The sequence below is a fragment of the Bradyrhizobium sp. AZCC 1577 genome, assembly GCF_036924575.1.
GTDB lineage: Bacteria > Pseudomonadota > Alphaproteobacteria > Rhizobiales > Xanthobacteraceae > Bradyrhizobium.
Genome location: NZ_JAZHRQ010000001.1, coordinates 1516518 through 1543354, shown reverse-complemented (window position 1 = coordinate 1543354; position 26837 = coordinate 1516518). Strand labels below are relative to the sequence as shown.

Genomic DNA, 26837 nt, shown 5'->3' with positions numbered 1-26837 from the left:
CCCTCTTCGATAAGGCTCTTGAGCACAGCGAACTTCCTAGCTTGTTCAGCGGATGAATCCATAAGGTCTAAAGTAACAGCTTTGGTACCGAATGCACAGACGGCGCAACTGTTACGTTGAGCAGCAAAACTACGCCACCGCCGGCCGCCCCGCCCCCAGCGTCACCAGCACGATTTCCGGGGGCACCCCTAGGCGGAACGGCATGATGCTGCAGCCGAGTCCGCCGGAGACGACGACGTCGCAGTTCATCTTGATGTGGCCGTAGGCGAGCTGCTGGCCGGACGGCGAGATCGGCGACCAGCCCAGCATTCGCACCTGGCCGCCATGGGTGTGTCCGGAGAGCTGCAGCGCAACGCGCGAGGGCACGCGCCGCGCGACGTCAGGCTCATGCGCCATCAGAACCACGGGCGCGTCGTCGGTGATCTTCGCCAGCGTCGCGCCGAGATCGTCGACGCCGATCCGCTTGAGCGGCCTGAAGCGGCGCGCCGGCACATAGGCGAGCTGGTCACCGAGACCGGCGAGCCAGAACGAGTGACCATTCTTGCTGAGCTTCTTCGCGTCGTTTTCGTACACCGGGATACCGACCGCTTCCAGCGCACGGCCCGCGCTCGGCAGCCCCTGCCCGTTGCGCTGCACTTCCTTGTCTTCCCACCAATCGTGATTGCCGAGCACCGCATGCACGCCGAGCGGCGCCTTCAAGCCGGCCAATGCTCCCGCCCATTCGGCGTCGGGAATGAAGCGCGTCACCTTGCGATGTCCGGCCACGTAGTCGCCGAGCATGACAACGATGTCAGGCTTGAGCGCATTGGTGCGTTCGACGATCTCACCGATATGATCGAGCGACATCCAGGGATCGCAGGCGTGGAGGTCGGCGATGGCGGCGATCCTGAGCTCGAGACCTTCAGGCCATTGCGGCGGCGAGATATTGTACTGCTCGACCCGAAGCCGGACGACCGGCGCGCTGAAACCGTAGGCGGTGGTCGAGGCGCCCAGCGCGCCCAGGCCACCCATGGACTTCAAGAAATAACGGCGTGTTAACATGTGATCCAATCGTGATGCAGCGCCAACATGGTGGCGGATTGAGCCTGAATTGGGGTACGTTTGTGCAGAACGTCAGCAGACCTCCAGCAGCTTCTCACCAGCGGTTCTGCCCCACAAGAGCGTCCAGGCGCGTCTTCAGCTCATCCGGCGCGCCGGCTATTTTGCCCTTAGTGCACCGCCGGAAGGATTGAGTTCGAACGCTCAGTCGTCGCTATCGCCATTGCCGAACAGGCCGAACTGGGCGGGATCGCGTGCGGGCTCTGCAAGCCCCAGATGGCGGAAGGCGTGCGAGGTCAGGAGCCTGCCGCGCGGGGTGCGCTGCAAATAGCCGCACTGGATCAGGAACGGCTCGATGATGTCCTCGATCGCATCGCGTGGTTCGGACAACGCGGCCGCCATGGTCTCGACGCCGACCGGGCCGCCGCCGTAGTTCAGCGCAATGGTCGTGAGATAGCGCCGGTCCATGGCGTCCAGGCCCGCCGCATCGACTTCCAGCGCGCTCAGCGCGTGGTCGGCGATGGCGCGGTCGACCGAGCTGGCGTCGGCTGCGGATGCAAAATCGCGTACGCGGCGCAGCAGGCGGCCGGCGATACGCGGCGTGCCGCGGGCGCGGCGCGCGATCTCGTTGGCGCCGTCAGGCGTCATGCCGATGTTGAGCACGCGGGCGCCGCGGCTGACGATCTTCTCCAGCTCTTCCTCGGTGTAGAAGTTCAGCCGGATCGGAATGCCGAAACGGTCGCGCAGCGGATTGGTCAACAGCCCTGCGCGCGTCGTGGCGCCGACAAGGGTGAACTTTGCGAGATCGATCTTGACCGAACGCGCCGCCGGCCCCTCGCCGATGATGAGGTCGAGCTGAAAATCCTCCATCGCAGGGTACAGCACTTCCTCGACCGCCGGGCTGAGGCGATGGATTTCGTCGATGAAGAGCACGTCGCGCTCTTCGAGGTTGGTGAGCAGTGCTGCAAGATCGCCGGCCTTGGCGATGACGGGACCGGAAGTGGCGCGAAAGCCGACGCCGAGTTCGCGCGCGACGATCTGCGCCAGCGTGGTCTTGCCGAGGCCGGGAGGCCCCACGAACAGCACGTGGTCCAGCGCCTCGCCGCGCTTGCGCGCGGCCTCGATGAAGATCGAGAGATTCTTGCGCGCCTGCGCCTGGCCGACGAACTCCGACAGCAATTGCGGACGCAGCGCGGTGTCGCCGACATCGTCGGAACGGCGCTCGGGGGTGACGATGCGGGAGGGGGTGTTCACCCGTTGCCCCTCCGGTACTTGTTGGGCAAAAGCTCGCCGATGGTGACGACCTTCGGCTCGCGGCCATTGTCGGGAACGATGACCCGCGCCTTTGCATCGTAATCGTGGATCAGCTCGCGACAGATGCCGCAGGGCGATACCACGGCGATACTGCCGGGCTCGTCCGGCTTGGGATGGCGCACGGCAACGATGGTCTCGATGCCGCGATCGCCGGTTTCGGTGATGGCGCGCCCAATGGCGATCGCCTCCGCGCAGACGGCGATCCGGCCGATATAGGCATCGATATTCACACCGGTGACGATGCGGCCGTCGCGGGTGCGCATCGCAGCGCCGACCTCCTGCCACTTATTGCGATAACGCGGCCTGATCGCGTCAATAGCGGCGGCAATTAGTTCCTGGTCTTTCTCGCTCAACATGGCAGCAACGCATTCCTTCGACAGTCAGTGGCGAACATAGTCTATTTCGCCAACTCCTTCAGGCCCAGCCGGATCAGTTGCGCCGTCTCGGCATTCTCGCCCGCGCTGCGCGAGGCGGCGGCGATGGCGGCGGCGGCCTGCGGCTGGCCGTAGCCGAGATTGACCAGCGCCGAGATCGCGTCGGTGACCGGGCGCGGCGCGCGGTGGCTGTCGATGGCGCCGGCTAGATGCACCACGGCGGGGTCGACATTGGCGAACGCCGGCGCCTTGTCCTTCAATTCAGAAACGATGCGCTCGGCGACCTTTGGCCCGACGCCGGGCGTGCGCGATACTGCGGCCTTGTCGCGCAGCGCGATGGCGTTGGCGAGTTCAGCAGGCGGCAGCGTGGAGAGCACCGCCAGCGCGACTTTGGCGCCGACGCCCTGCACGGTCTGCAGCAGGCGAAACCACTCGCGCTCGGTGTCGGTGCGGAAGCCGAACAGTTTTATCTGATCCTCGCGGACATAGGTTTCGATCGACAGCACCGCGGCCTCGCCGGGCGACGGCAACGCCTGCAGCGTGCGCGAGGAACAATGCACCTGATAGCCGACGCCGCCGACATCGAGGATCACGTAATCCTCGCCGTAGGAATCGATCAGGCCCTTGAGTTTGCCGATCATTGGGGCAACTCGCTCGCGATGGTGGACCCAATGTTAGCGAGGGGCGCACTAGCGGACGGGTTCCCTCCCCCCTTGCGGGGGAGGGTTAGGGAGAGGGGTGCCGCTTGCTCAGTTGTCTGAGGCGAAGCACTCGCATCCTCACTCATCATCTTGCGGCGTTCGTTGATAGATTGTCGCCGCACGACTTTGATCGGAGCCCGGGGCTTACCCCTCTCCCCAACCCTCCCCCGCAAGGGGGGAGGGAGCCTGATGAGTGTGCTCTCCTCACTTGGCATTACATGGCCACGGCTCATCATGCGCTCGCCACTTTCATCCGCAGCGCCGCGCTCTGGCGGTGGTGGGCGTGGGTGATGGCAATCGCCAGCGCGTCGGCGGCGTCGGCGGATTTCGGTTCGGCCTTCGGCAGCAATATCTTCAGCATCACCGCGATCTGGTTCTTGTCGGCGTGGCCGGCGCCGACCACGGTTTTCTTGACTTGGTTGGGCGCATATTCCGCAACGGCAATACCGAACATCGCGGGCGCCAACATGGCGACGCCGCGGGCTTGGCCGAGCTTCAGCGTGGCAACGCCGTCCTTGTTGACAAAAGTCTGCTCCACCGCGGCTTCCGCCGGCCTGAAATCGCCGAGCACTGCGGCGAGCCCCTCGTGGATCGCGAGCAGGCGGCTCGCGATGGGCAGATTGTCCGGCGGCTCCACCGAGCCGCAGCCGACGAAGACGAGCCGGTTGCCCTCGGTCTCGATCACGCCCCAGCCGGTGCGGCGCAGGCCGGGGTCGATGCCGATAATCCGGACGGGATGGCGAATCGGTGGGGATGTCATGGCGTAGTGATAACGCCAGAGCCGGATGAACGAAACATAAAGAGAACGGAAATCCCCTGGATGCGGGCTGTCGTGCCGGAGAGTTAATGCGCCTTAATCGTCGAACCATCGTCGTCCCTGCGAACGCAGGGACCCATAGCCACCGGCTTTGATTGTTTCACGAAGTAACTATCCCATCACGCTACGGAGAAGCCGCGGCGTATGGGTCCCTGCGTTCGCAGGGACGACAGCCTACCCGCCCATCTTGGCGACCAGCGCGTCGGAGACTTCGAAATTGGCGTAGACGTTCTGCACGTCGTCGTGCTCGTTCAAGAGATCCATCAGCTTCAACAGCTTCTCGCCGGTCTCATCGTCGACCGCGACCGTGTTCTGCGGCTTCCAGGTCAGCGCTGCCTTGCGGGCTTCGCCGAACTTGGCTTCCAGCGCTTTCGCAACCTCGCGAAAGGTTTCCTGCGAGGCGTAGATCTCGTGGCCGCTTTCGCTGGATACGACGTCGTCGGCGCCGGCCTCGATCGCGGCTTCCAGCATCGCGTCGTCGGAGGCCTTGCTGGCGTCGTATTCGATGATGCCGGTGCGGTCGAACATGAAGGCGACCGAGCCGGTTTCACCGAGATTGCCGCCGGACTTGGTGAAGTAGGAGCGGATGTCGGAGGCAGCGCGGTTGCGGTTGTCCGTCAGCGCCTCGACGATGATGGCGACGCCGCCAGGGCCGTAGCCTTCGTAGCGGATCTCGTCATAGCTCTCGCTCTCACCGCCGATCGCCTTCTTGATGGCGCGCTCGATATTGTCCTTCGGCATGTTTTCCTGGCGCGCCGCGATCACGGCCGCGCGCAACCGGGGGTTCATCGCCGGGTCCGGCGTTCCAAGCTTGGCGGCGACCGTGATTTCGCGGGCCAGCTTGCTGAACAGCTTGGACTTCTGCGCATCCTGCCGGCCCTTGCGGTGCATGATGTTCTTGAATTGGGAATGACCGGCCATGCGGAGTCTCTTGGATTCGTCCCGGGGATGTAGGGGGTGAAGCGCGGCCTTATAGGCCGACAATTGGCCGAAATCAAAGATTTACAGCCATCCGGGGTATGCCGGTACTGCCGCGCGCCGAAATATCAGGCAGTTGTTAACCATGATTTCATGCTCGGATGAGAGGATTTCGCACCGATCCTCAACTTTTAAGAGACGTCATGGCCTTCGGTTTGTTCAAAAAGCGGGTGCCGGAACCGGTCTTGCCTGCCGTCCGGCCCAAGGCTCAGACGGCGGCTCAGCCAGCCGCCGCCGTGACGGAGGCCGGCTCTGGCGATGGCGAGTCGGCCAGGGCGATCCTCGAACTTCTGGAACTCGAACTCGGCGCGATGATCCGCCAGCTCGAGCGCGCGGCCAATTCGGTCGCCGGCGGTGCCGAGGCGACCGCTGCGACGCTCACCACCATTCGCCAGCGCACCGGCGCCCTGACGAGCCGCACCAGCGCTGCACAGGACACGGCGACGACGTTTTCGCACGCCGCCGATAAATTCACCCAATCGGCGCAAGGGATCGGCTCCCAAGTGCGCGACGCCGGCAAGCTCGCCGACCAGGCCAGTGAGGCCGCCCGCGAAGCCGGCGCCAATGTCGACCGCCTGAGGGAATCGTCGGCAGCGATCGGCAACGTGGTCAACCTGATCGCGCAGATCGCGCGGCAGACCACACTCTTGGCGCTCAATTCCACCATCGAGGCCGCACGCGCCGGCGAAGCCGGACGCGGTTTTGCCGTGGTCGCCACCGAAGTAAAGGCGCTCGCGGTACAGACCCAGAACGCGACAGAGGAAATCACCAAGAAGATCGAGGCGCTGCAGCGGGATGCCGCGGGCTCCGTCGATGCCGTGCATCGCATCACGCAGGCGATCGAGGCGATCCGCCCGGTGTTCGAGAACGTCAACGGCGCGGTCGCCGAGCAGAGCGCGACCACCGGCGAGATGGCCGACAATGCGGCCTCCGCTTCGAGCTTCATCGCTTCCGTCGGCGCCAGCGCCGCCGAAATCGACAGCGCCACCAAGGAAGCCGAGGCCCATGGCGAAAGCGTCGCCAAGGCCGGACGCGCCGTCACCACGTTTGCGCAGAAGCTCAAGGCGCGTTGCGCGGTGCTGTTGCGGCAAGGCGAGCGCCCAGAGCGCCGCGAACAGCAAAAGCTACCTTGCAGCCTCAAGATCGAAATAAAGACCCCGCATGGCGTGATATCGGCGCCGGTCTACGAGATTTCGATCGACGGCATCCTGGTCAGCGGACCGGACGCCGAAAGGCTCGCGCAGGGCCAGAGTTTTGAGGCGACGCTGCAGGATATCGGCGCTTGTCGCATTCGGGTCAGTGAGCGCTCGAAGGCCGGAACGCAGGCCCGGTTCGAGCGGTCGAATGCCGCGCTGACCGAGAAGATCGAAGACAAGCTGTGGTCGATTCAGGACGACAACACCGAAGCGGTCACCCGCGCGATGGAAGCCGGCGCAGCACTGAAGAAGATTTTCGAGAACGGTATCGATAGCGGCGCCATCTCGATGGAAGACATGTTCGACACCAACTATGTCGAGATAGCCGGCAGCAACCCGGTGCAATACCGCACCAAAATCCTGGACTGGGCCGATCGCGCGCTGCCGCCGTTCCAGGAAGCGTTCCTTGCCAGGGACAAACGGATGGCGTTCTGCGCGATGATCGACACCAACGGCTATTTGCCGGTGCACAACAAGATCTATTCGCACCCGCAGCGGCCGGGCGACGTCACCTGGAATACCGCCAACAGCCGAAACCGCCGCATCTTCAACGATCCGGCCGGCCTCGCCGCCGGGCGCAATCAGCGCGCCTATCTGATCCAGAGCTACGCCCGCGACATGGGCAACGGCAACACCGTGATGATGCGCGAGATCGACGTGCCGATCCGCGTCAAGGGCCGCCACTGGGGCGGCTTCCGCACGGCCTACCGGCTGTAACCACACTCGCCCTCACCGCGCATATTGCATCAAATTGCATGCGCCGTTTTCGCGCCATTGCGCCGATGGCTGCCTGAAAAGCGTGCCGTGAAGCGGATGCGCCTATCGCGCTTTCGCCCTGAACCTTCCTTGTTCGAACTCGTTGATAGCCAGGCTTGGAACCGCGGCTGACGGCTCCCTCAGCCCCGCGCGACCCCACGCGCACCAGCCAAGGCAGGCGGAGATAGGCAGGCGGAGATCAAGCAGGCGGAGGTCAAAAATGGCCCGATCTGGCACAGCAAAGCGTGTGACGCGGATGGCCAACGTGCCGGAGAAAATTCCGATCAGGCTGACCGTCAACGGCAACCGTATGGAACTGACGGTCGCCCCGTGGACGACGTTACTCGACGCGCTACGCGATCATCTCGACCTGACGGGCACCAAGAAGGGTTGCGACCACGGACAATGCGGCGCGTGCACCGTTCTGGTCGACGGGCGACGGATCAATTCCTGCCTGACGCTGGCGGTGATGAAGCAAGGCGCCGAAATAGTCACCATCGAGGGCCTTGCACACGACGGCGAGCTGCATCCGCTGCAGCAAGCCTTCATCGATCACGACGCATTTCAGTGCGGCTACTGCACGTCGGGACAGATCTGCTCGGCCGCCGGGCTGATCGCCGAGGGCAAGGCCAAAACGGCCGACGAGATTCGCGAACTCATGAGCGGTAACATCTGCCGCTGCGGCGCCTATCCGAACATCGTGGCGGCGATCCAGCAGGCGATGGAGCGATCATGACCCCGTTTCAATATGCGCGCGCAAACGACGTCGCCGACGCCATCAAGCAGATTGCCACCGACCCTTCCGCAAAATTCATCGCGGGCGGCACCAACCTGATCGACCTGATCAAATATGATGTCGAGGGACCAAGCCGGCTGATCGATATTTCGCACTTGCCGCTCAGGGGCGTTGAACCAACCTCCGCCGGCGGCGTTCTGATCGGCGCGATGGTGCCGAACACCGACCTCGCCTACCACCCCCTGATCGAAGAGCGCTATCCACTGCTCTCGCGCGCGATACTATCAGGCGCGTCGCAGCAGTTGCGCAACATGGCCTCGACCGGCGGCAACCTGCTGCAGCGGACGCGCTGCTTCTACTATTACGACACGGCGACGCCGTGCAACAAACGTGAGCCGGGTAGCGGCTGCTCGGCGATCGATGGCGTCAACCGCATCAATGCGATCCTCGGAACGAGCGAGGCCTGCATCGCCACGCATCCTTCCGACATGTGCGTGGCACTCGCGGCGCTCGAAGCCACCGTGCATGTCACAGGTCCGGCCGGGAAGCGCACCATTGCGTTTGCGGATTTCCATCGCCTGCCCGGCAACACGCCGCAGCGCGACACCAATCTGGAGCCCGATGAGATCATCACGGCCATCGAGCTTCCGCCGAAAGGGTTTAGCGCGAACTATTCCTACCTGAAGATTCGCGATCGTCTGTCGTACGCGTTCGCGCTGGTATCGGTGGCAGCAGCGCTCGAACTCGACGGCGACACGATTAAGGAAGCCCGCCTGGCGCTCGGCGGCGTTGCACACAAGCCATGGCGCAGTACCGCGGCCGAAGCGGCCCTGCTCGGACAACGCACTGACGCGACCGCATTTGCGAAGGCCGCGGATTGGTTGCTGCACGGCGCCAAAGGCTACGGACACAACAACTTCAAGATCGGCCTGGCGCGGCGCGCCATCATACGAACGCTCGGCCAGGCCGCGCAGGGCACGCCGCAGTCGACCTCCGACAAGAAAATACGGTGAGTGCCATGGCAGCCTATATCGGATCGGCGACATCCCGCGTCGACGGCAGGGCCAAGGTCACCGGCGAAGCCAAATATGCCGGCGAGTTCAACGTCCCCGGCCTCGTCCATGGCTATGTTGTCGAATCGACGATTCCGAAGGGGCGGATCGTGCGCATCGACACCAGCGGGGCGCTGGAGGTTGACGGCGTGATCGACGTGCTGACCCATCGGAATCGGCCGCAGATGGCCGACAAGGACGACGCGTACAAGGACGAAGTAGCGACGGAAAAAGGCTCACCCTATCGCCCGCTCTATGACGACATCGTCCTTTTCAGCGGACAACCGCTCGCGCTGGTACTGGCCGAGGATTGGGAAACCGCGCGCGTCGCCGCCTCAATGGTGAAAGTCGAGTACCAGAAGGAGCCGCACGTCACCGACTTGCACGCAGAGCGCAGCAGGGCGTTTGCCATCGACGCGCCGGAGAAGCCGCGCGGCGATGCCAAAAAGGCATTCGCGTCCGCCGCCCTGCGTCACGCGGCCGAATATTTCATTCCGACCGAGCATCACAACCCGATGGAGCTGTTTGCCTCGACCGCGATCTGGGAAGACGGCCGGCTCACCGTCTACGACAAGACGCAGGGCGTGCAGAACGTGCAGCAATATCTCTGCGGCGTGTTCAAGATGAAGCCGGACGCGGTTCGCGTCATGTCGCCGTATATGGGCGGTGGCTTCGGCTCCGGCCTGCGCCCGCAATATCAGGTTGTTCTGGCTGTGCTGGCGGCGCGCGCGCTCAAACGTCCGGTTCGCGTCATGCTCAGCCGGGCACAGATGTACGCCCTCGGCCACCGGCCCGCGACCATCGAGCGCCTTGCGCTCGGCGCCAACAGCGACGGCACGCTCGACGCGATGACGCACGAGGCCATCGCCGTGACCTCGCAGTTCGAGGAATTCGCGCGCAACGATACCGGCTGGGGCAATCTGCTTTACAAGAGTCCCAACGCGAAATTCGAGCACAAGCTCGTGATGCTCGACGTGCCGACGTCCTGCGACATGCGCGCACCGGGGGCTGCGACCGGCGTCTACGCGCTCGAATGCGCGATGGACGAACTCGCCGTCGCGCTCAAGATGGACCCGGTGCAGTTGCGGCTGCAATGCTATTCCGACCGCGATCAAGGTGCGGATATTCCCTATACCAGCAAGCAACTGCGTGAGTGTTACCGGCAGGGCGCGGCGGCGTTCGGCTGGGACAAGCGCGAAGCGGAGCCGCGCTCCATGCGCGAGGGCAACGACCTGGTCGGCTGGGGCATGGCATCAGGCGTGTGGGAAGCGCTGCAGATGCCGGCCACGGTGCGCATCGTGCTGACGGCGAACGGCCATGCGGAAGTCGCGACCGCGGCCTCCGATATCGGCACCGGAACATATACGATCATGGCGCAGGTCGCGGCCGACATGCTCGGCCTGCCGATCGACAATATCAGCGTCAAGCTCGGCGATTCCACGCTGCCGCAATGTCCGCTCGAAGGCGGCTCGTGGATCGCGTCCTCGGTGTGCAACGCGATTGCCAATACCGCCCGTGCGGTTCGCGGCGACTTGCTGAAGCTTGCAATCGGCATGAAGGATTCGCCGCTGGCAGGCACCGGCGAGGCCGACGTCGCGGTGATCGACGGCAAGATCGTCAGCAAGCGGGATGCGACCCGCGCGGTCTCGATTGCCAGCGCGATGCAGTCCGGCAACGCCGATCGCATCACGCGCGAGGAAGCCAACAAGGTTGCCGAAGACAAGTCTCACGCGCGCAACGTCCACTCGGCCATCTTCGCGGAGGTCAAGGTGGACGAACAGCTTGGCGCGATCCGCGTGACCCGTGTGGTCAATGCCGTCGCCGCGGGCCGCATCCTCAACCCGAAGACCGCCCACAGCCAGGTCATGGGTGGCGTGGTCTGGGGAATCGGCATGGCGCTGCACGAGGAAACGCTGTTCGACCATCGCTTCGGACGCGTCATGAACGCCAATATCGCCGAATACCATGTGCCCGTGAATGCCGACGTGCACGACATCAAGGTGATCTTCGTCGACGAGCCGGACGAGATCGTCAACCCGCTCGGTATCAAGGGCCTCGGCGAGATCGGCATTGTCGGCGTGGCGGCGGCGATCGCCAACGCGGTCTATCATGCGACGGGAAAGCGCGTGCGCGACCTGCCGATTACGCTCGACAAGGTGGTTCAATTCAATTGAACGCCGCGCGGCCTCACGCCCAAAAAGCCGGCACAGCCGGCTCGAGTCTGCCGCCGGCACGCACCGGCGCAACACGCAGCGCGAGACCGGTTAAATCATCGGTCTCGACCGCAACACCGCTGAGTGTCGCCGCGCCTGCGGCCGGCTCGAAACGGGCTGATGGAATACCCGTCGTAAAGCGCCGCAGCGGCTCTTCCTTCTGCATGCCGATGATGGAATCATAATCGCCGGTCATGCCGGCGTCTGTCATGTAGGCGGTGCCGCCGGCGAGGATCTGATGGTCGGCGGTCGGCACATGGGTGTGCGTGCCGACGACAAGGCTGGCGCGGCCATCGCAGAAATAGCCGATGCCTTGTTTCTCGCTCGTCGCCTCGCCATGGAAATCGACCACGATCGCATCCGCGGCTTCGCGCAGCGGACAGGCCTCGAGTTCCTGATTGAGCACCGCGAAGGGATCGTCGAACGGCGTCATGAAGATGCGGCCGATCGCGTTGATAACGAGCGCGCGCTTGCCGTTCTTGGTATCGACCAGCGCCGCTCCACGGCCCGGCGTGCCCTTTGGATAGTTCGCGGGCCGGACCAGTTTCGGCGCGCGCTCGATGAACACCAGCGCCTCGCGCTGATCCCAGGCGTGATTGCCGAGCGTGATGGCATCCGCCCCGGCGTCGAGCAATTCCTGATAGACCGCCTCGGTGATGCCGAACCCGCCGGCAGAATTCTCGCCATTGACGACGACGAGGTCGAGCGCCCAGTCCCTGATCATGCCGGGTAGATATGCCGCGACCGCGGTGCGCCCAGCGCGACCGACCACGTCACCAACGAAGAGAATACGCAAAGTTCAGCTCCGGAAATCGAACACTTTCTTTTCCGTTAGCACATAATCCAGCGCCACGTCGTGCGGAGCTGCGGGAACGGCTCTTATTTCCTGCACGGAAAAGGCGGTGCCGACAGCCGTAATGGCCTTCGCCTTGCGCAAGTGGGCGAGCGTGAAATCGTAATGTCCGGCGCCATAGCCGATGCGGTGGCCGGCGCGATCGAACGCCGCCAGCGGCACCAGCATGATATCGGGCACGAGTTCGGCGGCCGCCGGCGACGGTTCGAGAATGCCGAGCGGCCCCATCATCAACCGGTCATCGGGCGACCATGCGCGAAACGCCAGCGATTTGCCGCGCGACAGCACCGCCGGCAGTGCGAGCTTTGCGCCCTGCTCGGCGAGCTTGCGCATCAGGGGCGCGGGATCGATCTCGCTGCGGATCGGCGAATATCCTGATACGACGAGCCCTGGATCGATTTCGAACGGCAGGCCGCGCTTCGCCATCGCCTGCGCCGCAGCCGCGCGCTGTTCGTCGTTCAACGCATCGCGTTTCGCCAGAGCTGCAGCGCGGAGGTCGGCTTTCGACAGGGTCGCCGTCATGCAGTATCTTTCCGCTGTCATCACCCGCGACCTGTCCACCGAAGCTCAACGAGCGAAGGCGAAAGGCGGGTGATCCAGTATTCCAGAGACTTCAGTGATTCAACCGAGACGCCGCGGCGTACTGGATACCCCGCATGCGCGGGGTATGACGGGACGTGCGCGGGTAGGACGAGGTCGCAAGCAACACAAAACGAAAGTGCGAGGCCGCGAACGCCGTTGAAGCACTCGATCCCGGAGTTCCCTACGAAAGTAGGTGGGCACCATATGTCCGGATCCACGGACCCGGCCAGGGACAGTTCCCTAAAGGATCGATAAGGCCCCGGGGATATATGGCTCCTGACGCACGACGCAGCTTCGCGAAGCCAATGTAGGCGTTACGGACCGAATCCGCCAGCGGTAACGGGTACAGTTGCGATCGCCCTTAGATTGCGCTTCACTTCACCCTCCCCTGGAGGGCCCTCCAGGGGAGGGAAAAAGAAACCAGCGCCAACGCTCGGTCTTACCCGATCGCGACGCCGCTGCCGATGGTGCGGTTGATGACCTGCGTGGTTTTTTCGATGCGGTCGGCGGCGGCGTTGAGCGCGTTGGCGACGGCGACCTGGGTGGCCTTGGCGCGGTCGGCGGCGGCGGTGCGGACGTTGCGCAGGGTTTCGAGTTCGCCCTCCAGCGCGCGGATGCGCGCGTTGGCATCCAGCAGTTCGTCGCACACGGTGAGCGCGGCCATCACGGTGAGACGCGCATCGCCGATTTCGCCGAACTTGCCGCGCAACTCTCCGACCCGCGATTCCAGGCTCTCGGCGAGCTTCAACAGCCGCACCTCCTGCCCTTCCTCGCAGGCCATGCGGTACTGCCGGCCGTTGATGGTGACGTTGATGTGACTCATTCACTCTCCCCGGCGTCGGCATCGAGCACCGCACGGATGGTGCCGATTGCGGCATCCAGCTTTTCCGATATCTCGCGGTTGGCGCGCTCCAGCCGCCGCGTCTTCACCAGCGAACCGTCGAGTTCGTCGGCGAGCCGCGAGCGATCGGCGCCGAGCGCCTGGATCCGGCTCGCCAGCTCGTTCTCGTCGCGGTCGGCGTCGCGGCGCCGCTCGGCCGCAGCCTCGAGCGCATCGAGCGCCATCATCAGGCGCCGTGTGGCGGCGTCGATGTCGGCATAGACCGGCTCGGCATTGCCGGCCCCGTTGGTGTGACGATCGCTCATGAGAGACAGCGCGCACCCTCGCGGTAGGCCCGCCGCGCGGCAGCAAAATCCGCGGTTCGGCAAGCGGTTAGAGCACGAAATTTACGTGGCAAGCGAGCCAAGCGCAACGCCCGCGCGAAGCTATGCACTGCTAAGCAACTTTTCGCATGGCAAGGGCGTTTCCACGCCTTGGACTCCCGGGGATTGAGGTGCTATCCAGCCCGCACTTTCCCTCAAACACGCCCGTATTGCGGCCTTCGCCCGGTACATACCCTAACCAAGCACCTCATTTCAGGCGGATTTCCATCATGACGCAGGTCGATCATACCCGTATGGCCAATGCGATTCGCGGGCTTGCCATGGATGCCGTCGAAAAGGCGAAATCCGGCCATCCCGGCCTGCCGATGGGCGCCGCCGACATCGCGACCGTACTGTTCACGCAGTTCCTCAAATTCGATGCGGCGGCTCCGACCTGGCCCGACCGCGACCGCTTCGTGCTCTCGGCCGGCCACGGCTCGATGCTGCTCTATGCCTTGCTGTACCTGACCGGCAACAAGGACATGACGCTCGATCAGATCCGGAATTTCCGTCAGCTCGGCTCCAAGACGCCGGGACATCCGGAGAATTTCGAGACCAGCGGCGTCGAGACCACCACCGGCCCGCTCGGCCAGGGCATCGCGACCTCGATCGGCATGGCGCTGGCGGAAAAGATGCTGGCCGCCGAGTTCGGCAAGAAGGTGGTGAGCCACCACACCTACGTGCTCGCTTCCGACGGCGACCTGATGGAGGGCGTATCGCAGGAAGCGATCGCGATGGCCGGGCACTGGAAGCTGAACAAGCTGATCGTGCTGTATGACAACAACGGCATCTCGATCGACGGCCCGACCTCGCTCGCCGATTCGGTCGACCAGGTGAAGCGCTTCAAGTCCGCGGGCTGGGCGGCCGAACTGATCGATGGCCAGGACCCGAAGGCGATTGCCGCCGCGATCGCCCGCGCGCAAAAATCCAACAAGCCGTCGCTGATCTCCTGCAAGACCACGATCGGTTACGGCGCGCCGACGCGGGCCGGCACGGCGAAGGCCCATGGCGAGGCGCTCGGCGCCGACGAGCTCAAGGGCGCCAAGGAAAAGCTCGGCATTTCGCTCGACGCCTTCTCGGTGCCTGACGATGTGCTGAAGGCGTGGCGTGCCGCCGGCAGCCGCGGCGCTGCCGCGCGCGAGGAATGGGAAAGCGTTTTCGCCGAACTCGGCCCGCGCAAGCGCGCCGAGTTCGAGCGGCGGATGCGGCACGAGCGGCCGGCCGCGCTGTCGAAGGCGCTGCGGGCGCACAAGAAGGCGCTATTGGAATCGCCGCTGAATGTTGCCACGCGGAAATCATCCGAATCGGCGATCGAGGCGATCGCCGCTGCGATGCCGATGGAATTTTTGGCGGGCTCCGCCGACCTCACCGGCTCCAACAACAACAAGGCGAAGTCGGCAGTGGCGTTCTCGGCCAAGGCGCCGAAGGGCCGCTTCATCCATTACGGGATCCGCGAGCACGGCATGGCCGCGGCGATGAACGGCATCTTCCTGCATGGCGGCTTCGCGCCGAACGGCGCGACCTTCCTGGTGTTCACGGACTATGCCCGACCCGCGATGCGGATCGCCGCGCTGATGGGCGCGGGCGTCGTCTACGTGATGACCCATGATTCGATCGGGCTCGGCGAGGACGGGCCGACGCATCAGCCGGTCGAGCATCTCGCGGCGCTTCGCGCCATTCCCAACATGCGCGTGTTCCGCCCGTGCGACGCCGTCGAGGTCGCGGAATGCTGGGAACTGGCGCTCAACCGGGTCGATGGCCCGACGGTACTGGCGCTGACCCGCCAGAACCTGCCGCAGCTTCGCACCAGTGCCCCCAACGATAATCCTTGCGCGCATGGCGCCTATGAGCTGGTCGCGGCGCAGGGCGAGGCAAAAGTGTCGCTGTTCGCCTCGGGCTCCGAGGTCGAGATCGCGGTGGCAGCCCAAAAGCAACTGAGCGAGCGTGGCATCGCGTCGCGGGTGGTCTCGGTACCCTCGCTCGAGCTCCTGCTGGCGCAGCCGGCGGACCGAAAGAAAGCCATTATCGGCAATGCGCCGATCAAGGTCGCCATCGAGGCCGCGGTACGCTGGGGCTGGGACGCCGTGATCGGCCAAGATGGTGAATTCATCGGCATGCACGGTTTCGGGGCCAGCGCTCCGGCCAAGGACCTTTTCAAGCACTTCGGAATTACAGCCGAGGCTGCGGTTAACGCTGTCCTGAAGCGCGTGGGCTGACGGTTGAGCTGTGGGGGAAAAAGGACTACCTAAACCCCCATATTGACCGTTCCCGCCCGGCCGAACCGGGCGTTCCGCCGTCAGCACCTCCGTGGAACGTCTTCGCGGGGCGGGCACCGGCTATCAGAGGAGAAACCAGCATGGCAGTCCGCATCGGGATCAACGGATTTGGCCGCATCGGCCGCAATATCTTGCGCGCCATCGCAGAATCCGGCCGCAAGGATATCGAAGTGGTCGGCATCAACGATCTCGGCCCGGTCGAGACCAACGCCCACCTGCTGCGTTTCGATTCCGTGCATGGCCGTTTCCCCGGCACCGTGACCGTCGACGGCGACTCGATCAGCCTCGGCAACGGCAAGATCAAGGTTTCCGCCGAGCGCGACCCGTCGAAGCTGCCGTGGAAGGCGCTCGGCGTCGACATTGCGCTGGAATGCACCGGCATCTTCACGGCCAAGGACAAGGCCTCCGCACACCTGACCGCCGGCGCCAAGCGCGTGCTGGTCTCGGCGCCCGCCGACAACGCCGACGCCACCATCGTCTACGGCGTCAACCATGACACGCTGACCAAGGATCACCTGGTCGTCTCCAACGGCTCCTGCACCACCAACTGCCTGGCGCCGCTCGCCAAGGTCTTGAACGACACCGTCGGCATCGAGACCGGCTTCATGACCACGATCCACGCTTACACCGGCGACCAGCCGACGCTCGACACCCTGCACAAGGATCTCTATCGCGGCCGTGCGGCGGCGATGTCGATGATCCCGACCTCGACCGGTGCGGCGAAGGCGATCGGCCTCGTGCTCCCCGAACTGAAGGGCAAGCTCGACGGCGTCGCGATCCGCGTGCCGACCCCGAACGTCTCGGTGGTCGATCTCAAGATCGTCGCCAAACGCGCAACCGATGCCAAGGAAATCAACGCGGCGATGAAGCGCGCCTCCGAGCAGCAGCTCAAGGGCATCCTTGGCTACACCACCGCGCCGAATGTCTCGATCGACTTCAACCACGATCCCCACTCGTCGACGTTGCACGAGGACCAGACCAAGGTGCAGAACGGCACGCTGGTGCGCGTGATGTCCTGGTACGACAATGAATGGGGTTTCTCCAACCGCATGGCGGACACCGCCGTGGCGATGGGGAAGCTGCTGTAAGTCTCGTGTCCCGGACGCGGCGCGGCACGAAGTGACGCGACGCAGAGCCGGGACCCACTCCAGCGTAGAGGTCCCGGTTCTGCACAGCGGCGCTTGGCGCCGCAGTGCGCCCGGGACAAGAGAGCGCAAATGCCGAAAACATTCCGCACCCTCGATGACGTCGACGTGAAGGGCAAGCGCGTGCTGCTGCGCGTCGACCTCAACGTGCCAATGGAGAACGGCCGCGTCACCGACGCGACCAGGCTCGAGCGCGTCGCGCCGACCATCACCGAAATTTCCGACAAGGGCGGCAAGGTGATCCTGCTCGCCCATTTCGGCCGCCCGAAGGGGCGCGACGCCAAGGATTCGCTGAAACCCGTCGCGGCAGCGCTCAGCTACGTCATCAAGAAGCCGGTTGCGTTTGCCGACGACTGCATCGGCGAGGCTGCCGCCAAGGCCGTCGGCGCCATGAAGGACGGCGATATCCTCTGCCTGGAAAACACCCGTTTCCATAAAGAGGAAGAGAAAAACGATCCCGCGTTCGTAGCCGAACTGGCAAAGCTCGGCGACATCTGGGTCAACGACGCCTTTTCGGCGGCGCACCGCGCGCACGCTACGACCGAAGGTCTTGGCCACAAGCTGCCCGCCTACGCCGGCCGCACCATGCAGGCCGAACTCGACGCGCTGGGCAAAGCACTGGAAGCGCCGACCAAGCCGGTTATCGCGATCATTGGCGGCGCAAAAGTCTCGACCAAAATCGATCTGCTCGAAAATCTCGTGACCAAAGTCGATGCGCTGGTGATCGGCGGCGGCATGGCCAACACCTTCCTGCACGCGCAGGGCGTCGGCGTCGGCAAGTCGCTGGCGGAAAAAGACCTCGCCGCAACCGCGCTGCGTATCCTGGAAAAAGCCACCGCTGCGAACTGCGCCATCATCCTCCCCGTCGATGCCGTGGTCGCCTATCACTTCGCCGCCAACTCGCCCTCGCACGCCTATGGTCTCGACGCCATCCCGGCCGACGGCATGATCCTCGACGTCGGGCCGCAATCGATCGCCCGGATTCACGCCGCGATCGACGACGCCGCGACGCTGGTCTGGAACGGCCCGCTCGGCGCGTTCGAAATGACACCGTTCGACCGCGGCACGGTGGTTGCGGCCAAGCACGCAGCGGAGCGCACCAAGGCGAAGAAACTGATCTCGGTCGCCGGCGGCGGCGACACGGTCGCGGCGCTGAATCAGGCCGGCGCGGCCGATGATTTTTCCTACGTCTCGACGGCCGGCGGCGCGTTTCTCGAATGGATGGAAGGCAAACCGCTTCCTGGCGTCGAAGTTCTCAAACTGCGTTAGACCAGGACTCAATGAAGCGCCGAAGGCGCGGCAAATACAGGAGAATTTGAATGGCTCGCATTACCTTGCGTCAACTGCTCGATCATGCGGCAGAGCACGATTACGGGGTGCCGGCGTTCAACATCAACAACATGGAGCAGGCGCTCGCCATCATGGAGGCTGCCTCCTCGGTCGACGCGCCCGTCATCATCCAGGCCTCGCGCGGCGCGCGCTCCTATGCCAATGACGTGATGCTGAGGCACATGATGGACGCGGTCACCGAAATCTATCCGCAGATCCCGGTCTGCGTGCATCTCGACCACGGTAACGAGCCCGCGACCTGCATGACCGCGATCCAGGCCGGCTTCACCTCGGTCATGATGGACGGCTCGCTCAAGGCCGACGGCAAGACCCCCGGGGATTGGGACTACAATGTCGGCGTGACCAAGACGGTCACCGACATGGCCCATCTCGGCGGCATCTCGGTGGAAGGCGAGCTCGGCGTGCTCGGCTCGCTGGAGACCGGCATGGGCGACAAGGAGGACGGCCATGGCGCCGAGGGCAAGCTCTCGCACGACCAGTTGCTCACCAACCCCGACGAAGCCGTGAAGTTCGTCAAGGAGACCAAGGTCGACGCGCTGGCGATCGCGATGGGCACGTCGCACGGCGCCTACAAGTTCACCCGCAAGCCGGACGGCGACATCCTCGCCATGAACGTGATCGAGGAAATCCATCGCAAGCTGCCGAACACGCACCTGGTGATGCACGGCTCTTCCTCGGTGCCGCAGGACCTGCAGGAAATCATCAATGCCAATGGCGGCAAGATGAAGCCGACCTGGGGTGTGCCGGTTTCGGAGATTCAGCGCGGCATCAAGAACGGCGTGCGCAAGATCAACATCGATACCGACAACCGGATGGCGATGACCGGGCAGATCCGCAAAGTCTTCAAGGACAATCCGGAAGAGTTCGACCCGCGCAAATATCTCAAGCCCGCGATGGAAGCGATGGCCAAGCTGTGCAAGCAGCGGCTGCAGGAATTCAATACCGCAGGCCAGGCCAGCAAGATCAAGAAGGTGCTGACGACGGCCGAAATGGCCAAGCGGTACGGCAAGGGTGAACTGGACCCGCGGGTCGCCTGAGCCGGCGCCCCGCGCCTTGCAAACACCCGGGGTGCGACGAACGTTTTCTAGGCAATTGCCCGAGAACCGCCTATTTTGGTGCGCAAGGGCATGATGTTTTCGGAGAACGTTCCCATGAATCTTGCTGACCTCAACAAGGTTGCCCTCGCCATGGTCACCCCAGGCAAGGGCATTCTCGCCGCCGACGAATCCTCGGGCACGATCAAGAAGCGTTTTGACGCCATCAAGGTCGAATCCACGGAGGAGAACCGCCGCGACTACCGTGAAATGCTGTTCCGCTCCACCGAGGCGATGAGCAAGTACGTCTCGGGCGTCATCCTCTACGACGAAACCATCTGGCAGAACGCCAAGGACGGCACGCCGCTGGTCAAGCTGATCGAGCAGTCCGGCGCCATCCCCGGCATCAAGGTCGATGAAGGAACGCAAGCACTGCCGCAATGTCCGGGCGAACTGGTGACCGTCGGCCTCGACAAGCTCGCCGAGCGCCTGAAAAAATATTACGAGCGCGGCGCGCGCTTCGCCAAGTGGCGTGCGGTGATCGATATCGGCAGCGGCATCCCCACACAGACGGCGATCCACGTCAACGCGCATGCGCTGGCGCGCTACGCCGCGCTGTGCCAGGCGGCGCAGATCGTGCCGATCGTCGAACCGGAAGTGCTGATGGACGGCGATCACGATATCGACCGCTGCTACGACGTGACCCAGCGTGTACTGAACAAGACATTCCAGGAATTGCGGGTCCAGCGTGTCGAGCTCGAGGGCATGGTGCTGAAACCCAACATGGCCATTTCAGGCAAGAAGTGCGGAAAGCAGGCTTCCGTCGAGGAAGTTGCGGAGAAAACCGTCCGTCTCCTGAAGGCGTGCGTTCCCGCGGCCGTGCCCGGCATCGCCTTCCTCTCTGGCGGACAATCCGATGAGGAAGCGACCGCGCATCTGAATGCCATGAACCGGATCGGCGGCCTGCCCTGGCGGCTGACCTTCTCCTATGGCCGGGCGCTGCAGGCGGCGCCGCAGAAGGCGTGGTCGGGTAAGGCCGAGAACGTCGCCGCAGGCCAGCGCGCGTTCACACACCGTGCGCGGATGAACGCGCTGGCGAGCAAGGGCGAGTGGGACACCGGCCAGGAAAAGAAGGTCGCCTAGACTTGTCCAACAAACCCGTTCCGCCGCGCCCGGCGCCGCGCCTCTATCTCGCGACGCCCGAGGTGGACGATCCATCGCAGCTCGCAAACCAGCTTCCGGAGCTGTTGGCCGCGGCCGACGTCGCGGCGGTGCTGCTGCGGCTGAAGCAGACCGACCAGCGCACGATGATCGCGCGCGTGAAAGCACTCGCGCCCGCGATCCAGAATGGCGGCGCGGCGCTGTTGCTCGACGGCCATGTCGAGTTGGTGGCGCGTGCCGGCGCCGACGGTGCGCATCTGACCGGCCTCGCCGCGCTGGAAGATGCCTGGCCGTCGCTGAAGCCGGACCGCATCGCCGGCATCGGCGGCCTTGCCACGCGGCACGATTCGATGGCCGCGGGCGAAGCGGGCGCCGACTACGTGCTGTTCGGCGAGCCCGATGCCAAGGGCCAGCGGCCATCGACTGAAGCGATTGCGGAACGCCTGCAATGGTGGGATGAACTGTTCGAGCCGCCCTGCGTCGGCTTTGCCGCCTCGCGCGAGGAGCTTTTCGAATTTGCGGCTGCCGGCGCCGATTTCGTGCTGGTGGGCGATTTCATCTGGGCCGACCCGCGCGGCGCCAAGGCGGCGCTGATCGACGCCGCGCAGGCAATCGCGCAAGCCTACGAAGCGGCGTTCGGAAAAGCCAGAGCTGGTACCGATAAGTCCGGCACGGATAAGGCCGGGCGCGGATAACGCCGGACAATGAAACTCCTGCGTCCCATATCGCTGCTTGCGGGCCTCTTGATGACGATGGCAGGCGCTTCCGCGCAGGTCTCGCCGACGCCGCCTGCCGCGCAGCCGCCCGCCGGCCCGCCGCCGGCGAAAAAGGAAGCGCCGCCCAAGCCAAAAGCTCCGCCTGCGGCGAAGCAGCCCGCCGCGCCGCCGAAGCCGGCGGCAGCACCCAAACCGGCGGCAACGCCCACGCCCGCCCCCTCGCCCACGGCGGCCTTCGAGGATCCCAACGTCGATCTCGTCTACGGCGCCTACCAGCGCGGCATGTACAAGACGGCGTTCGATCTCGCGACGACGCGCGCGCAATATAACGGCGACCCAAAGGCGATGACGATGCTGGGCGAGCTCTACGCCAACGGGCTCGGCATCAAGCGAGACTATGCGAAGGCCGCTGATTGGTACCAGCGTGCGGCCGATGCCGGCGACCGCGAGGGCATGTTCGCGCTCGCTATGATGCGGCTGTCCGGCCGAGGCGGGTCTACCAATCGGGAGCAGGCCGTCAAGCTCCTGGCCTCCGCGGCCAAGCTCGGCAACCCGAAGGCGGCCTACAATCTGGCGCTGCTCTACCTCGACGGCAACACGCTGCCGCAGGATGTCCGGCGCGCTGCCGAACTGCTGCGCGTTGCAGCCGACGCAGGCAGTCCGGAAGCACAATACGCGTTAGCTACCTTCTACAAGGAGGGCACCGGCGTGCCGAAGGACATCGACAAGGCGGTGCGGCTGCTGCAGGCGGCATCGCTGGCCGACAATGTCGACGCCGAGGTCGAGTACGCGATCGCGCTGTTCAACGGCACCGGCACGCCGAGGAACCAGGTTGCGGCGGTCGCGCTGTTGCGGAAGGCAGCGCGGCAGAACTCGCCGATCGCGCAGAACCGCCTCGCCCGCGTGCTCGTGAGCGGCTTGGGGGTGCAGATGGACAAGATCGAAGGCCTGAAGTGGCACCTTGTCGCCAAGACCGCCGGCAAGGGCGATCCCGAACTGGATGAGAGGCTCTCGGAGCTCAATCCCGAGGATCGCGCCAAGGTAGAGGCGGCGGCGCGGAAATGGACCGGTACCGCCGACAAATCACGCCTTGACGGCGGCATATCAGCAGGGCACCCAGTCCCTAAACCCTGACGGCATTGCGCCGTTCCCTCTCACTATAAGCGCTCGCATCATGCTGTATTCAGCCCTTATCAACGTCATGGTGAAAGCCGCGCGTCGCGCCGGCCGCAGCCTCAAGCGCGACCTCGGCGAGATCGAGCATCTGCAGGTGTCGCTGAAGGGGCCGGCGAACTTCGTCACCAAGGCCGACAAGCGCGCCGAGGAAATGCTGTACGAGGACCTCGCCAAGGCACGGCCCGGCTACGGCTTCATCGGCGAGGAAGGCGGCACGCGCGAGGGCGCCGACAAGACCCACACCTGGATCGTCGATCCGCTCGACGGCACCACCAACTTCCTGCACGGCATTCCGCAGTTCGCGATCTCGATCGGCCTGCGGCGCGAAGACACCGTCATTGCCGGCGTGATCTACAACCCGGCCAATGACGAGTTGTACATCGCGGAGCGTGGCAAGGGCGCGTTCCTCAACGACCAGCGGCTGCGGGTCGCCGGCCGCCGCCAGCTCAACGAATGCGTGGTCGCCTGCGGCCTGCCGCATATCGGCCGCGGCGACCATGCGCTGGCGCTGAAGGAAATGGCCGCGCTGCAAAACAAGGTCGCCGGCTTCCGCCGCTTCGGCGCAGCTTCCCTCGACCTCGCCTTTGTCGCCGCCGGCCGCCTCGACGGCTACTGGGAACGCAACCTGTCGCCGTGGGATATCGCAGCGGGGCAGATCATGGTGCGGGAAGCAGGCGGCACGATCTCGGGGATCGAGGGTAATGACGACGCGCTGAAGACCGGGCACGTGGTCTGCGGCAACGAGTTCGTGCACGGCGAACTGGTGAAGATACTCGGGCCGCTGGGAAAATAGGGCGACGGTTCCAAGCCACGCGCGTCGCTTCATCCGCGATCGGGTGATGCAGCCTTCCGGAGGCGGTGGAAGCACACGGAGGAGCCTCGGCGCTCCCAGCCAAAATATTGAAAACAACCCCATGCACAGTAGCCGGCACTCGTCGAGTGCCGAAGTAGACATTTGACACGTCGGGCAAATCAGCGAGACAAGACCATCATCCACCGATGGTAGCGATTATAACAAGTCGTGCGGGGGCCATAGGTCGCGGGCATGTCGCGCCATGGCGCACCTGAACGCAGAACCCAACGATGCCATCGAGCACGCGGCGGCCATCTACTCGCCGAACGCCGCGCGGCTTGTTCGGCAACGTCGGCTTAATGGCGGTCCACTCATGTTCGCTGAATTCGTAGCGCATGATTCGAGGCTTCGGTTTCGAAGCTTGAATGACGTCCAAGGTAGCGCCATCAATCCGCACCGGTCCCTAGCGAAACCGCCAATGCTCTGAATTTACTCCCGCTTTCGGAGGCACAGCCGACATGGCCGGACTTGCCGCTGGGTCGCCCACGTAGCGATTGACCCGTTGCGGACATCGGGAGTCGCTCAACGAACGGTAGCTGAGGCCATCCCCTGGCCCTTACAGTGTGCTACTTTGAGCCGGCACGATCCCCTGTCTTCGGCCCGGAGCCGTTGCACCGTGACCCATGATCATAACCTGGCATGGACCGAGGAAGGCCGCTTCCGCGGTGCCCTCGACGATGTGATAATCATCCCACTTGTTTTTGTCGCGCTCGCTGCAAACAAAATCCTGCGTTTCATTCTTTCGATCTTGATGCGGCTGCTCGACTACGCCTTCCCTTTAGCAATGCAGATTGTTTGGCTTCCGCTCTTCGCGGCCAGGGTTCTTGGCAATGTCATCGTTACTATCATAAGCGGCGCGTTGCGCTTCCTTCCCCTTTCCGAGACGAAACGTCGACAGTGGAGTCTATCGATCCGCCGGAACTGGTGGTGGCTCCGGCGGAAAATCAGCTATCGGGCGTTCGAACATGCTGTGTACATTGCCTTTGAAAGCGGCATGGCATGGGTGTTCCGAAAATGCCGACATCTCACTCCGAACACCGCATTGCTCGTGATCCTGGGTGCGGTACTTTGGCTCCCGATCTCTTTCGGGGCTGCAACGGCAATGCACGCGATATTGTTTGCCAAGGTCACGTCCTGGCCGGCTTGGATGCAACTCTTGCATCCGCTGGCAACGGTCATCGCCAAGAGCAAGCTTTTGGTGCTGCCGGTGTACCCGGCCGCCTGGCCACAGGCCAAGAAACATCCGTTCGTTCAGCGCGTATTCAAGAGCTATGAAACCATCAAGCGCCTGTATGTGATCAAAAAGGTCGGTTTTCGCTATCGGCAGGCAGATACCGCCGGCGTCGCGGCGGTTGAAAGGCTCGAGCGCACCGCCGGCCTCGCATCGGCGGTAAGGTGGCTGGGCAACGCGCATGTCGCCGAACATTTCGGCGTCGAAAGGCCCACTCAGAAATTGCGTTCGTTCTTCTCGAGATGGTCAATTCAGTTCTCTGCCGAATACTACGAAGCGAAGGAACGGCAAGCCTCAGGAGCAAGCGACGAACGCTGAGATGATCATTGGGCTGAACCGGACTCCGCGTGGCCATCGCGGAATCGACGCGAATGACCCGAACCGGAAATTGTTGCCTCGCGAAACCCGCACTGCGTCGGGATGTCCTGTTACCAAAAGTGCGGGACATCAAGAGCCAAAGGTTAAGCTATGTCATCCGTGGCTAGAGTCTGCCGCGCGGCTTTCTCTTGTGCGATAATTCCTTCGAGCCGCGAGATGTTTTCCAGCAGGCGCTGGCTGGTCAGGACGAGAAAGTAATAGCCGAATTGCGGATTTTGAAAGTAGATTTCGAGCAGCCTTTCATAAGTTATGGTCAGGACTTGTCCGTCTTCTATGCATTCGACGGTCGCGGTTCGCCGTTTATTGGGAGTAAGGAAGCCAAGTTCGCCCATGAGACGTCCCGGCGGAATTTCGACGCTGATCTCCGTGACCAGGAACTTTCCAGTGACCGTCAGGAACATCTCGGTGGCCGCATCATCTTTCTTGAACAATTTATCGCCGCTGCGATATTTGCGCTCGGTCATGAACGGTTTGAGCCATTCCAATGAGGTATCGCCCTCCGTCGCGATGCGTGCCCTCTTGATCAGATTGAGCATCTGGCGGAGGCGAATTGCATTGATCGGCAGCAACAGCAGATACAGGATAAAAGTTCCGACGTTTCCGGAGAGCGCGCCAAAGGCGACGAAGAATGTGCAGCCGGCTATGTTCGCGACGCGCAGCGGCACCATTGTATGCATCAGCAAGGTAGCGACAAGAAAGATGGCGCCAACCAGGGCGAACATATTGGCAAGCGTGATGTTGGCCAGCACAATTTCCAGCAGCCGGTTGAATAGTGCGTCGTAGGTGATGTTGTTGGGATCGAGACCCATCTGAACCAGAATCTTTGCGATCCTGAGATTGTCCGCCGCCGCATCAAGAATGCGGTCTAGTATCGTCGAAGAATCTGCACTGCTGGACTCCATCGGATCATCCTCCGCGCAAAGCCGTCGGTATTCGTCGGATATCCCGGATACTGATAATTGAAGTCGGATAACGACCGTTTGAGTAAGATTACCAGCGGTCTCGGTGCAATCGATCGATTTTACCTCGGGCGGTGAATTCGGCAATTGCCCGCTCTCTAGTTCGCTTTGCCGTTGCATCTGCCCTGAGCTGAAGAGAGGTAACGCCGGCTCCCAGGCGGCTTTCGCAAGTGCAGGGCAATAGTGTCGCAAAAATCGGGAACTTCCGAGTCTGGCACTTTTCGGACCTGACAGGGTTTGGCTGACGATGCCCGTTGTTGAGGGCAAAGCGGGCTTCCCAGTTGCGCACTCAGACTTCTGAGTTTGACCCATATCGGAAGTCAGCGTCTGCGCCACGACGCCTCGGTAGTGACCATTCCGACCGTCCACCGCTGCCAGATATCGACATTCATTTACCGGATAGGATGCCTCGCGGATCGCAATCTCGGTGCGAGGCGACGTAGTCGATTTCGCCGCGCGTAATACCGATATCCATAAGCTCCCTGTCACTTAAGTCGCACAAGTTGGCCAGTAATCTCCGGCGTTTGCGCCACTCCTGAAATGCATTCCAATATGTTTCGAGAGGACTGTACGCCTGCCGCCTTGCGGTTACCGGCCCCAGCTCAGTGGTCTCGCGGATCGTGCTCATTAGCATGTGTCCTGTCTGGACTGTTCACTAGGCAGAAGTTGCCGCAAGATGCGCGGGCGGGCTTAACTGGTGGCTTACATTTCTCTTACCGGCGGCTTACTCTTCATGCGCTAGTAC

Annotated in this window: 25 protein-coding genes, 1 other RNA gene and 1 pseudogene; 13 read left to right on the top strand and 14 right to left on the bottom strand. The window is 63.6% G+C overall.

The annotated features are described in order from the left end of the window. Window positions 1-129: 129 nt before the first annotated feature. The 6 genes from V1278_RS07175 to V1278_RS07150 all read right to left on the bottom strand — a co-directional run bounded on the left by V1278_RS07175 (window position 130) and on the right by V1278_RS07150 (window position 5165). Window positions 130-1041, bottom strand: coding sequence for a metallophosphoesterase (locus V1278_RS07175; RefSeq protein WP_334380141.1), 912 nt, complete (start codon window positions 1039-1041; stop codon window positions 130-132). Between the two features lie 201 nt (window positions 1042-1242). Beyond that, window positions 1243-2292, bottom strand: a complete 1050-nt coding sequence (gene ruvB, locus V1278_RS07170; RefSeq protein WP_334365102.1) for a Holliday junction branch migration DNA helicase RuvB — start codon at window positions 2290-2292, stop codon at window positions 1243-1245. Beyond that, window positions 2289-2708, bottom strand: coding sequence for a cytidine deaminase (locus tag V1278_RS07165; RefSeq protein ID WP_065726757.1), 420 nt, complete (start codon window positions 2706-2708; stop codon window positions 2289-2291). Before V1278_RS07165 ends, ruvB begins: the two co-directional genes overlap by 4 nt. A 41-nt stretch (window positions 2709-2749) precedes the next feature. Beyond that, window positions 2750-3367 (bottom strand): Holliday junction branch migration protein RuvA, encoded by a 618-nt coding sequence (gene ruvA, locus V1278_RS07160; RefSeq protein WP_028349220.1) that lies wholly within the window; start codon window positions 3365-3367, stop codon window positions 2750-2752. A 292-nt stretch (window positions 3368-3659) separates the two neighbouring features. Then, window positions 3660-4187: a crossover junction endodeoxyribonuclease RuvC gene (gene ruvC / locus V1278_RS07155; RefSeq protein WP_334380140.1), complete on the bottom strand. Its 528-nt coding sequence runs from the start codon at window positions 4185-4187 to the stop codon at window positions 3660-3662. 231 nt (window positions 4188-4418) lie between these two features. Then, a complete protein-coding gene (locus tag V1278_RS07150; protein ID WP_065743088.1) occupies window positions 4419-5165 on the bottom strand; it encodes a YebC/PmpR family DNA-binding transcriptional regulator in 747 nt (248 codons plus the stop codon). A gap of 200 nt (window positions 5166-5365) precedes the next feature. On the opposite strand from V1278_RS07150, the gene V1278_RS07145 reads away from it, so the two are divergent. The 4 genes from V1278_RS07145 (at window position 5366) to V1278_RS07130 (ending at window position 11136) form a co-directional block, all read left to right on the top strand. After that, entirely contained in the window at window positions 5366-7135 is a 1770-nt protein-coding gene (locus tag V1278_RS07145; RefSeq protein WP_334380139.1) for a methyl-accepting chemotaxis protein, read from the top strand. 295 nt (window positions 7136-7430) lie between these two features. Then, on the top strand, window positions 7431-7910 hold the full coding sequence (locus V1278_RS07140; RefSeq protein WP_334384122.1) for a (2Fe-2S)-binding protein: 480 nt from the start codon (window positions 7431-7433) through the stop codon (window positions 7908-7910). Next, window positions 7907-8923, top strand: coding sequence for an FAD binding domain-containing protein (locus tag V1278_RS07135; protein ID WP_334380138.1), 1017 nt, complete (start codon window positions 7907-7909; stop codon window positions 8921-8923). The genes V1278_RS07140 and V1278_RS07135 overlap by 4 nt, the downstream gene beginning before the upstream one ends. A 5-nt stretch (window positions 8924-8928) precedes the next feature. Further along, entirely contained in the window at window positions 8929-11136 is a 2208-nt protein-coding gene (locus V1278_RS07130; RefSeq protein WP_334380137.1) for a xanthine dehydrogenase family protein molybdopterin-binding subunit, read from the top strand. Window positions 11137-11149: 13 nt separating this feature from the next. On the opposite strand, the gene V1278_RS07125 is transcribed toward V1278_RS07130, so the two are convergent. The 5 genes from V1278_RS07125 to V1278_RS07105 form a co-directional block, all read right to left on the bottom strand. Beyond that, the gene (locus V1278_RS07125) at window positions 11150-11971 is read right to left on the bottom strand and encodes a TIGR00282 family metallophosphoesterase (RefSeq protein ID WP_334365108.1); all 822 of its coding nucleotides are present in this window, start codon (window positions 11969-11971) and stop codon (window positions 11150-11152) included. Window positions 11972-11974: 3 nt separating this feature from the next. Then, on the bottom strand, window positions 11975-12550 hold the full coding sequence (locus tag V1278_RS07120; protein WP_334380136.1) for a 5-formyltetrahydrofolate cyclo-ligase: 576 nt from the start codon (window positions 12548-12550) through the stop codon (window positions 11975-11977). A 197-nt stretch (window positions 12551-12747) separates the two neighbouring features. Next, a non-coding RNA gene (gene ssrS, locus V1278_RS07115) (6S RNA) lies at window positions 12748-12908 on the bottom strand. Window positions 12909-13049: 141 nt separating this feature from the next. Next, entirely contained in the window at window positions 13050-13433 is a 384-nt protein-coding gene (locus V1278_RS07110; protein ID WP_028349229.1) for a cell division protein ZapA, read from the bottom strand. Next, window positions 13430-13756 carry a DUF4164 domain-containing protein gene (locus V1278_RS07105; protein ID WP_334365110.1) on the bottom strand — a complete coding sequence of 109 codons (327 nt, stop codon included), beginning with the start codon at window positions 13754-13756 and terminating at the stop codon, window positions 13430-13432. The genes V1278_RS07110 and V1278_RS07105 overlap by 4 nt, the downstream gene beginning before the upstream one ends. A 287-nt stretch (window positions 13757-14043) precedes the next feature. Here V1278_RS07105 and tkt point away from each other — a divergent pair, with 287 nt between their 5' ends. From tkt to V1278_RS07065, 8 genes are all read left to right on the top strand, one after another. Further along, entirely contained in the window at window positions 14044-16029 is a 1986-nt protein-coding gene (gene tkt, locus V1278_RS07100; protein ID WP_334380135.1) for a transketolase, read from the top strand. 140 nt (window positions 16030-16169) lie between these two features. After that, complete coding sequence (gene gap, locus V1278_RS07095) at window positions 16170-17177, top strand: type I glyceraldehyde-3-phosphate dehydrogenase (RefSeq protein WP_334365112.1); 1008 nt, start codon at window positions 16170-16172, stop codon at window positions 17175-17177. A 129-nt stretch (window positions 17178-17306) separates the two neighbouring features. Beyond that, the gene (locus V1278_RS07090; protein WP_334380134.1) at window positions 17307-18503 is read left to right on the top strand and encodes a phosphoglycerate kinase; all 1197 of its coding nucleotides are present in this window, start codon (window positions 17307-17309) and stop codon (window positions 18501-18503) included. A 50-nt stretch (window positions 18504-18553) separates the two neighbouring features. Then, window positions 18554-19621 (top strand): class II fructose-bisphosphate aldolase, encoded by a 1068-nt coding sequence (fba, locus tag V1278_RS07085; RefSeq protein ID WP_057842772.1) that lies wholly within the window; start codon window positions 18554-18556, stop codon window positions 19619-19621. Window positions 19622-19735: 114 nt separating this feature from the next. Beyond that, window positions 19736-20761, top strand: a complete 1026-nt coding sequence (locus V1278_RS07080) for a class I fructose-bisphosphate aldolase (protein WP_334380133.1) — start codon at window positions 19736-19738, stop codon at window positions 20759-20761. 2 nt (window positions 20762-20763) lie between these two features. Beyond that, window positions 20764-21474: a thiamine phosphate synthase gene (locus V1278_RS07075; RefSeq protein WP_334380132.1), complete on the top strand. Its 711-nt coding sequence runs from the start codon at window positions 20764-20766 to the stop codon at window positions 21472-21474. A 9-nt stretch (window positions 21475-21483) separates the two neighbouring features. Continuing rightward, on the top strand, window positions 21484-22629 hold the full coding sequence (locus V1278_RS07070; protein ID WP_334380131.1) for a tetratricopeptide repeat protein: 1146 nt from the start codon (window positions 21484-21486) through the stop codon (window positions 22627-22629). Between the two features lie 40 nt (window positions 22630-22669). After that, the gene (locus V1278_RS07065; RefSeq protein ID WP_334380130.1) at window positions 22670-23464 is read left to right on the top strand and encodes an inositol monophosphatase family protein; all 795 of its coding nucleotides are present in this window, start codon (window positions 22670-22672) and stop codon (window positions 23462-23464) included. Window positions 23465-23664: 200 nt separating this feature from the next. Here V1278_RS07065 and V1278_RS07060 read toward each other — a convergent pair. Then, window positions 23665-23861 (bottom strand): annotated as a pseudogene (locus V1278_RS07060) (transposase); the annotation flags it as partial. Window positions 23862-24140: 279 nt separating this feature from the next. Between V1278_RS07060 and V1278_RS07055 the strand changes: the two are divergent. Then, window positions 24141-25073 carry a hypothetical protein gene (locus tag V1278_RS07055; protein ID WP_334380129.1) on the top strand — a complete coding sequence of 311 codons (933 nt, stop codon included), beginning with the start codon at window positions 24141-24143 and terminating at the stop codon, window positions 25071-25073. A 143-nt stretch (window positions 25074-25216) separates the two neighbouring features. Here V1278_RS07055 and V1278_RS07050 read toward each other — a convergent pair whose 3' ends face one another. Beyond that, window positions 25217-26428, bottom strand: a complete 1212-nt coding sequence (locus V1278_RS07050) for a Crp/Fnr family transcriptional regulator (protein ID WP_334380128.1) — start codon at window positions 26426-26428, stop codon at window positions 25217-25219. A gap of 52 nt (window positions 26429-26480) precedes the next feature. Further along, on the bottom strand, window positions 26481-26720 hold the full coding sequence (locus V1278_RS07045; RefSeq protein WP_334380127.1) for a DUF1127 domain-containing protein: 240 nt from the start codon (window positions 26718-26720) through the stop codon (window positions 26481-26483). Window positions 26721-26837 lie beyond the last annotated feature (117 nt).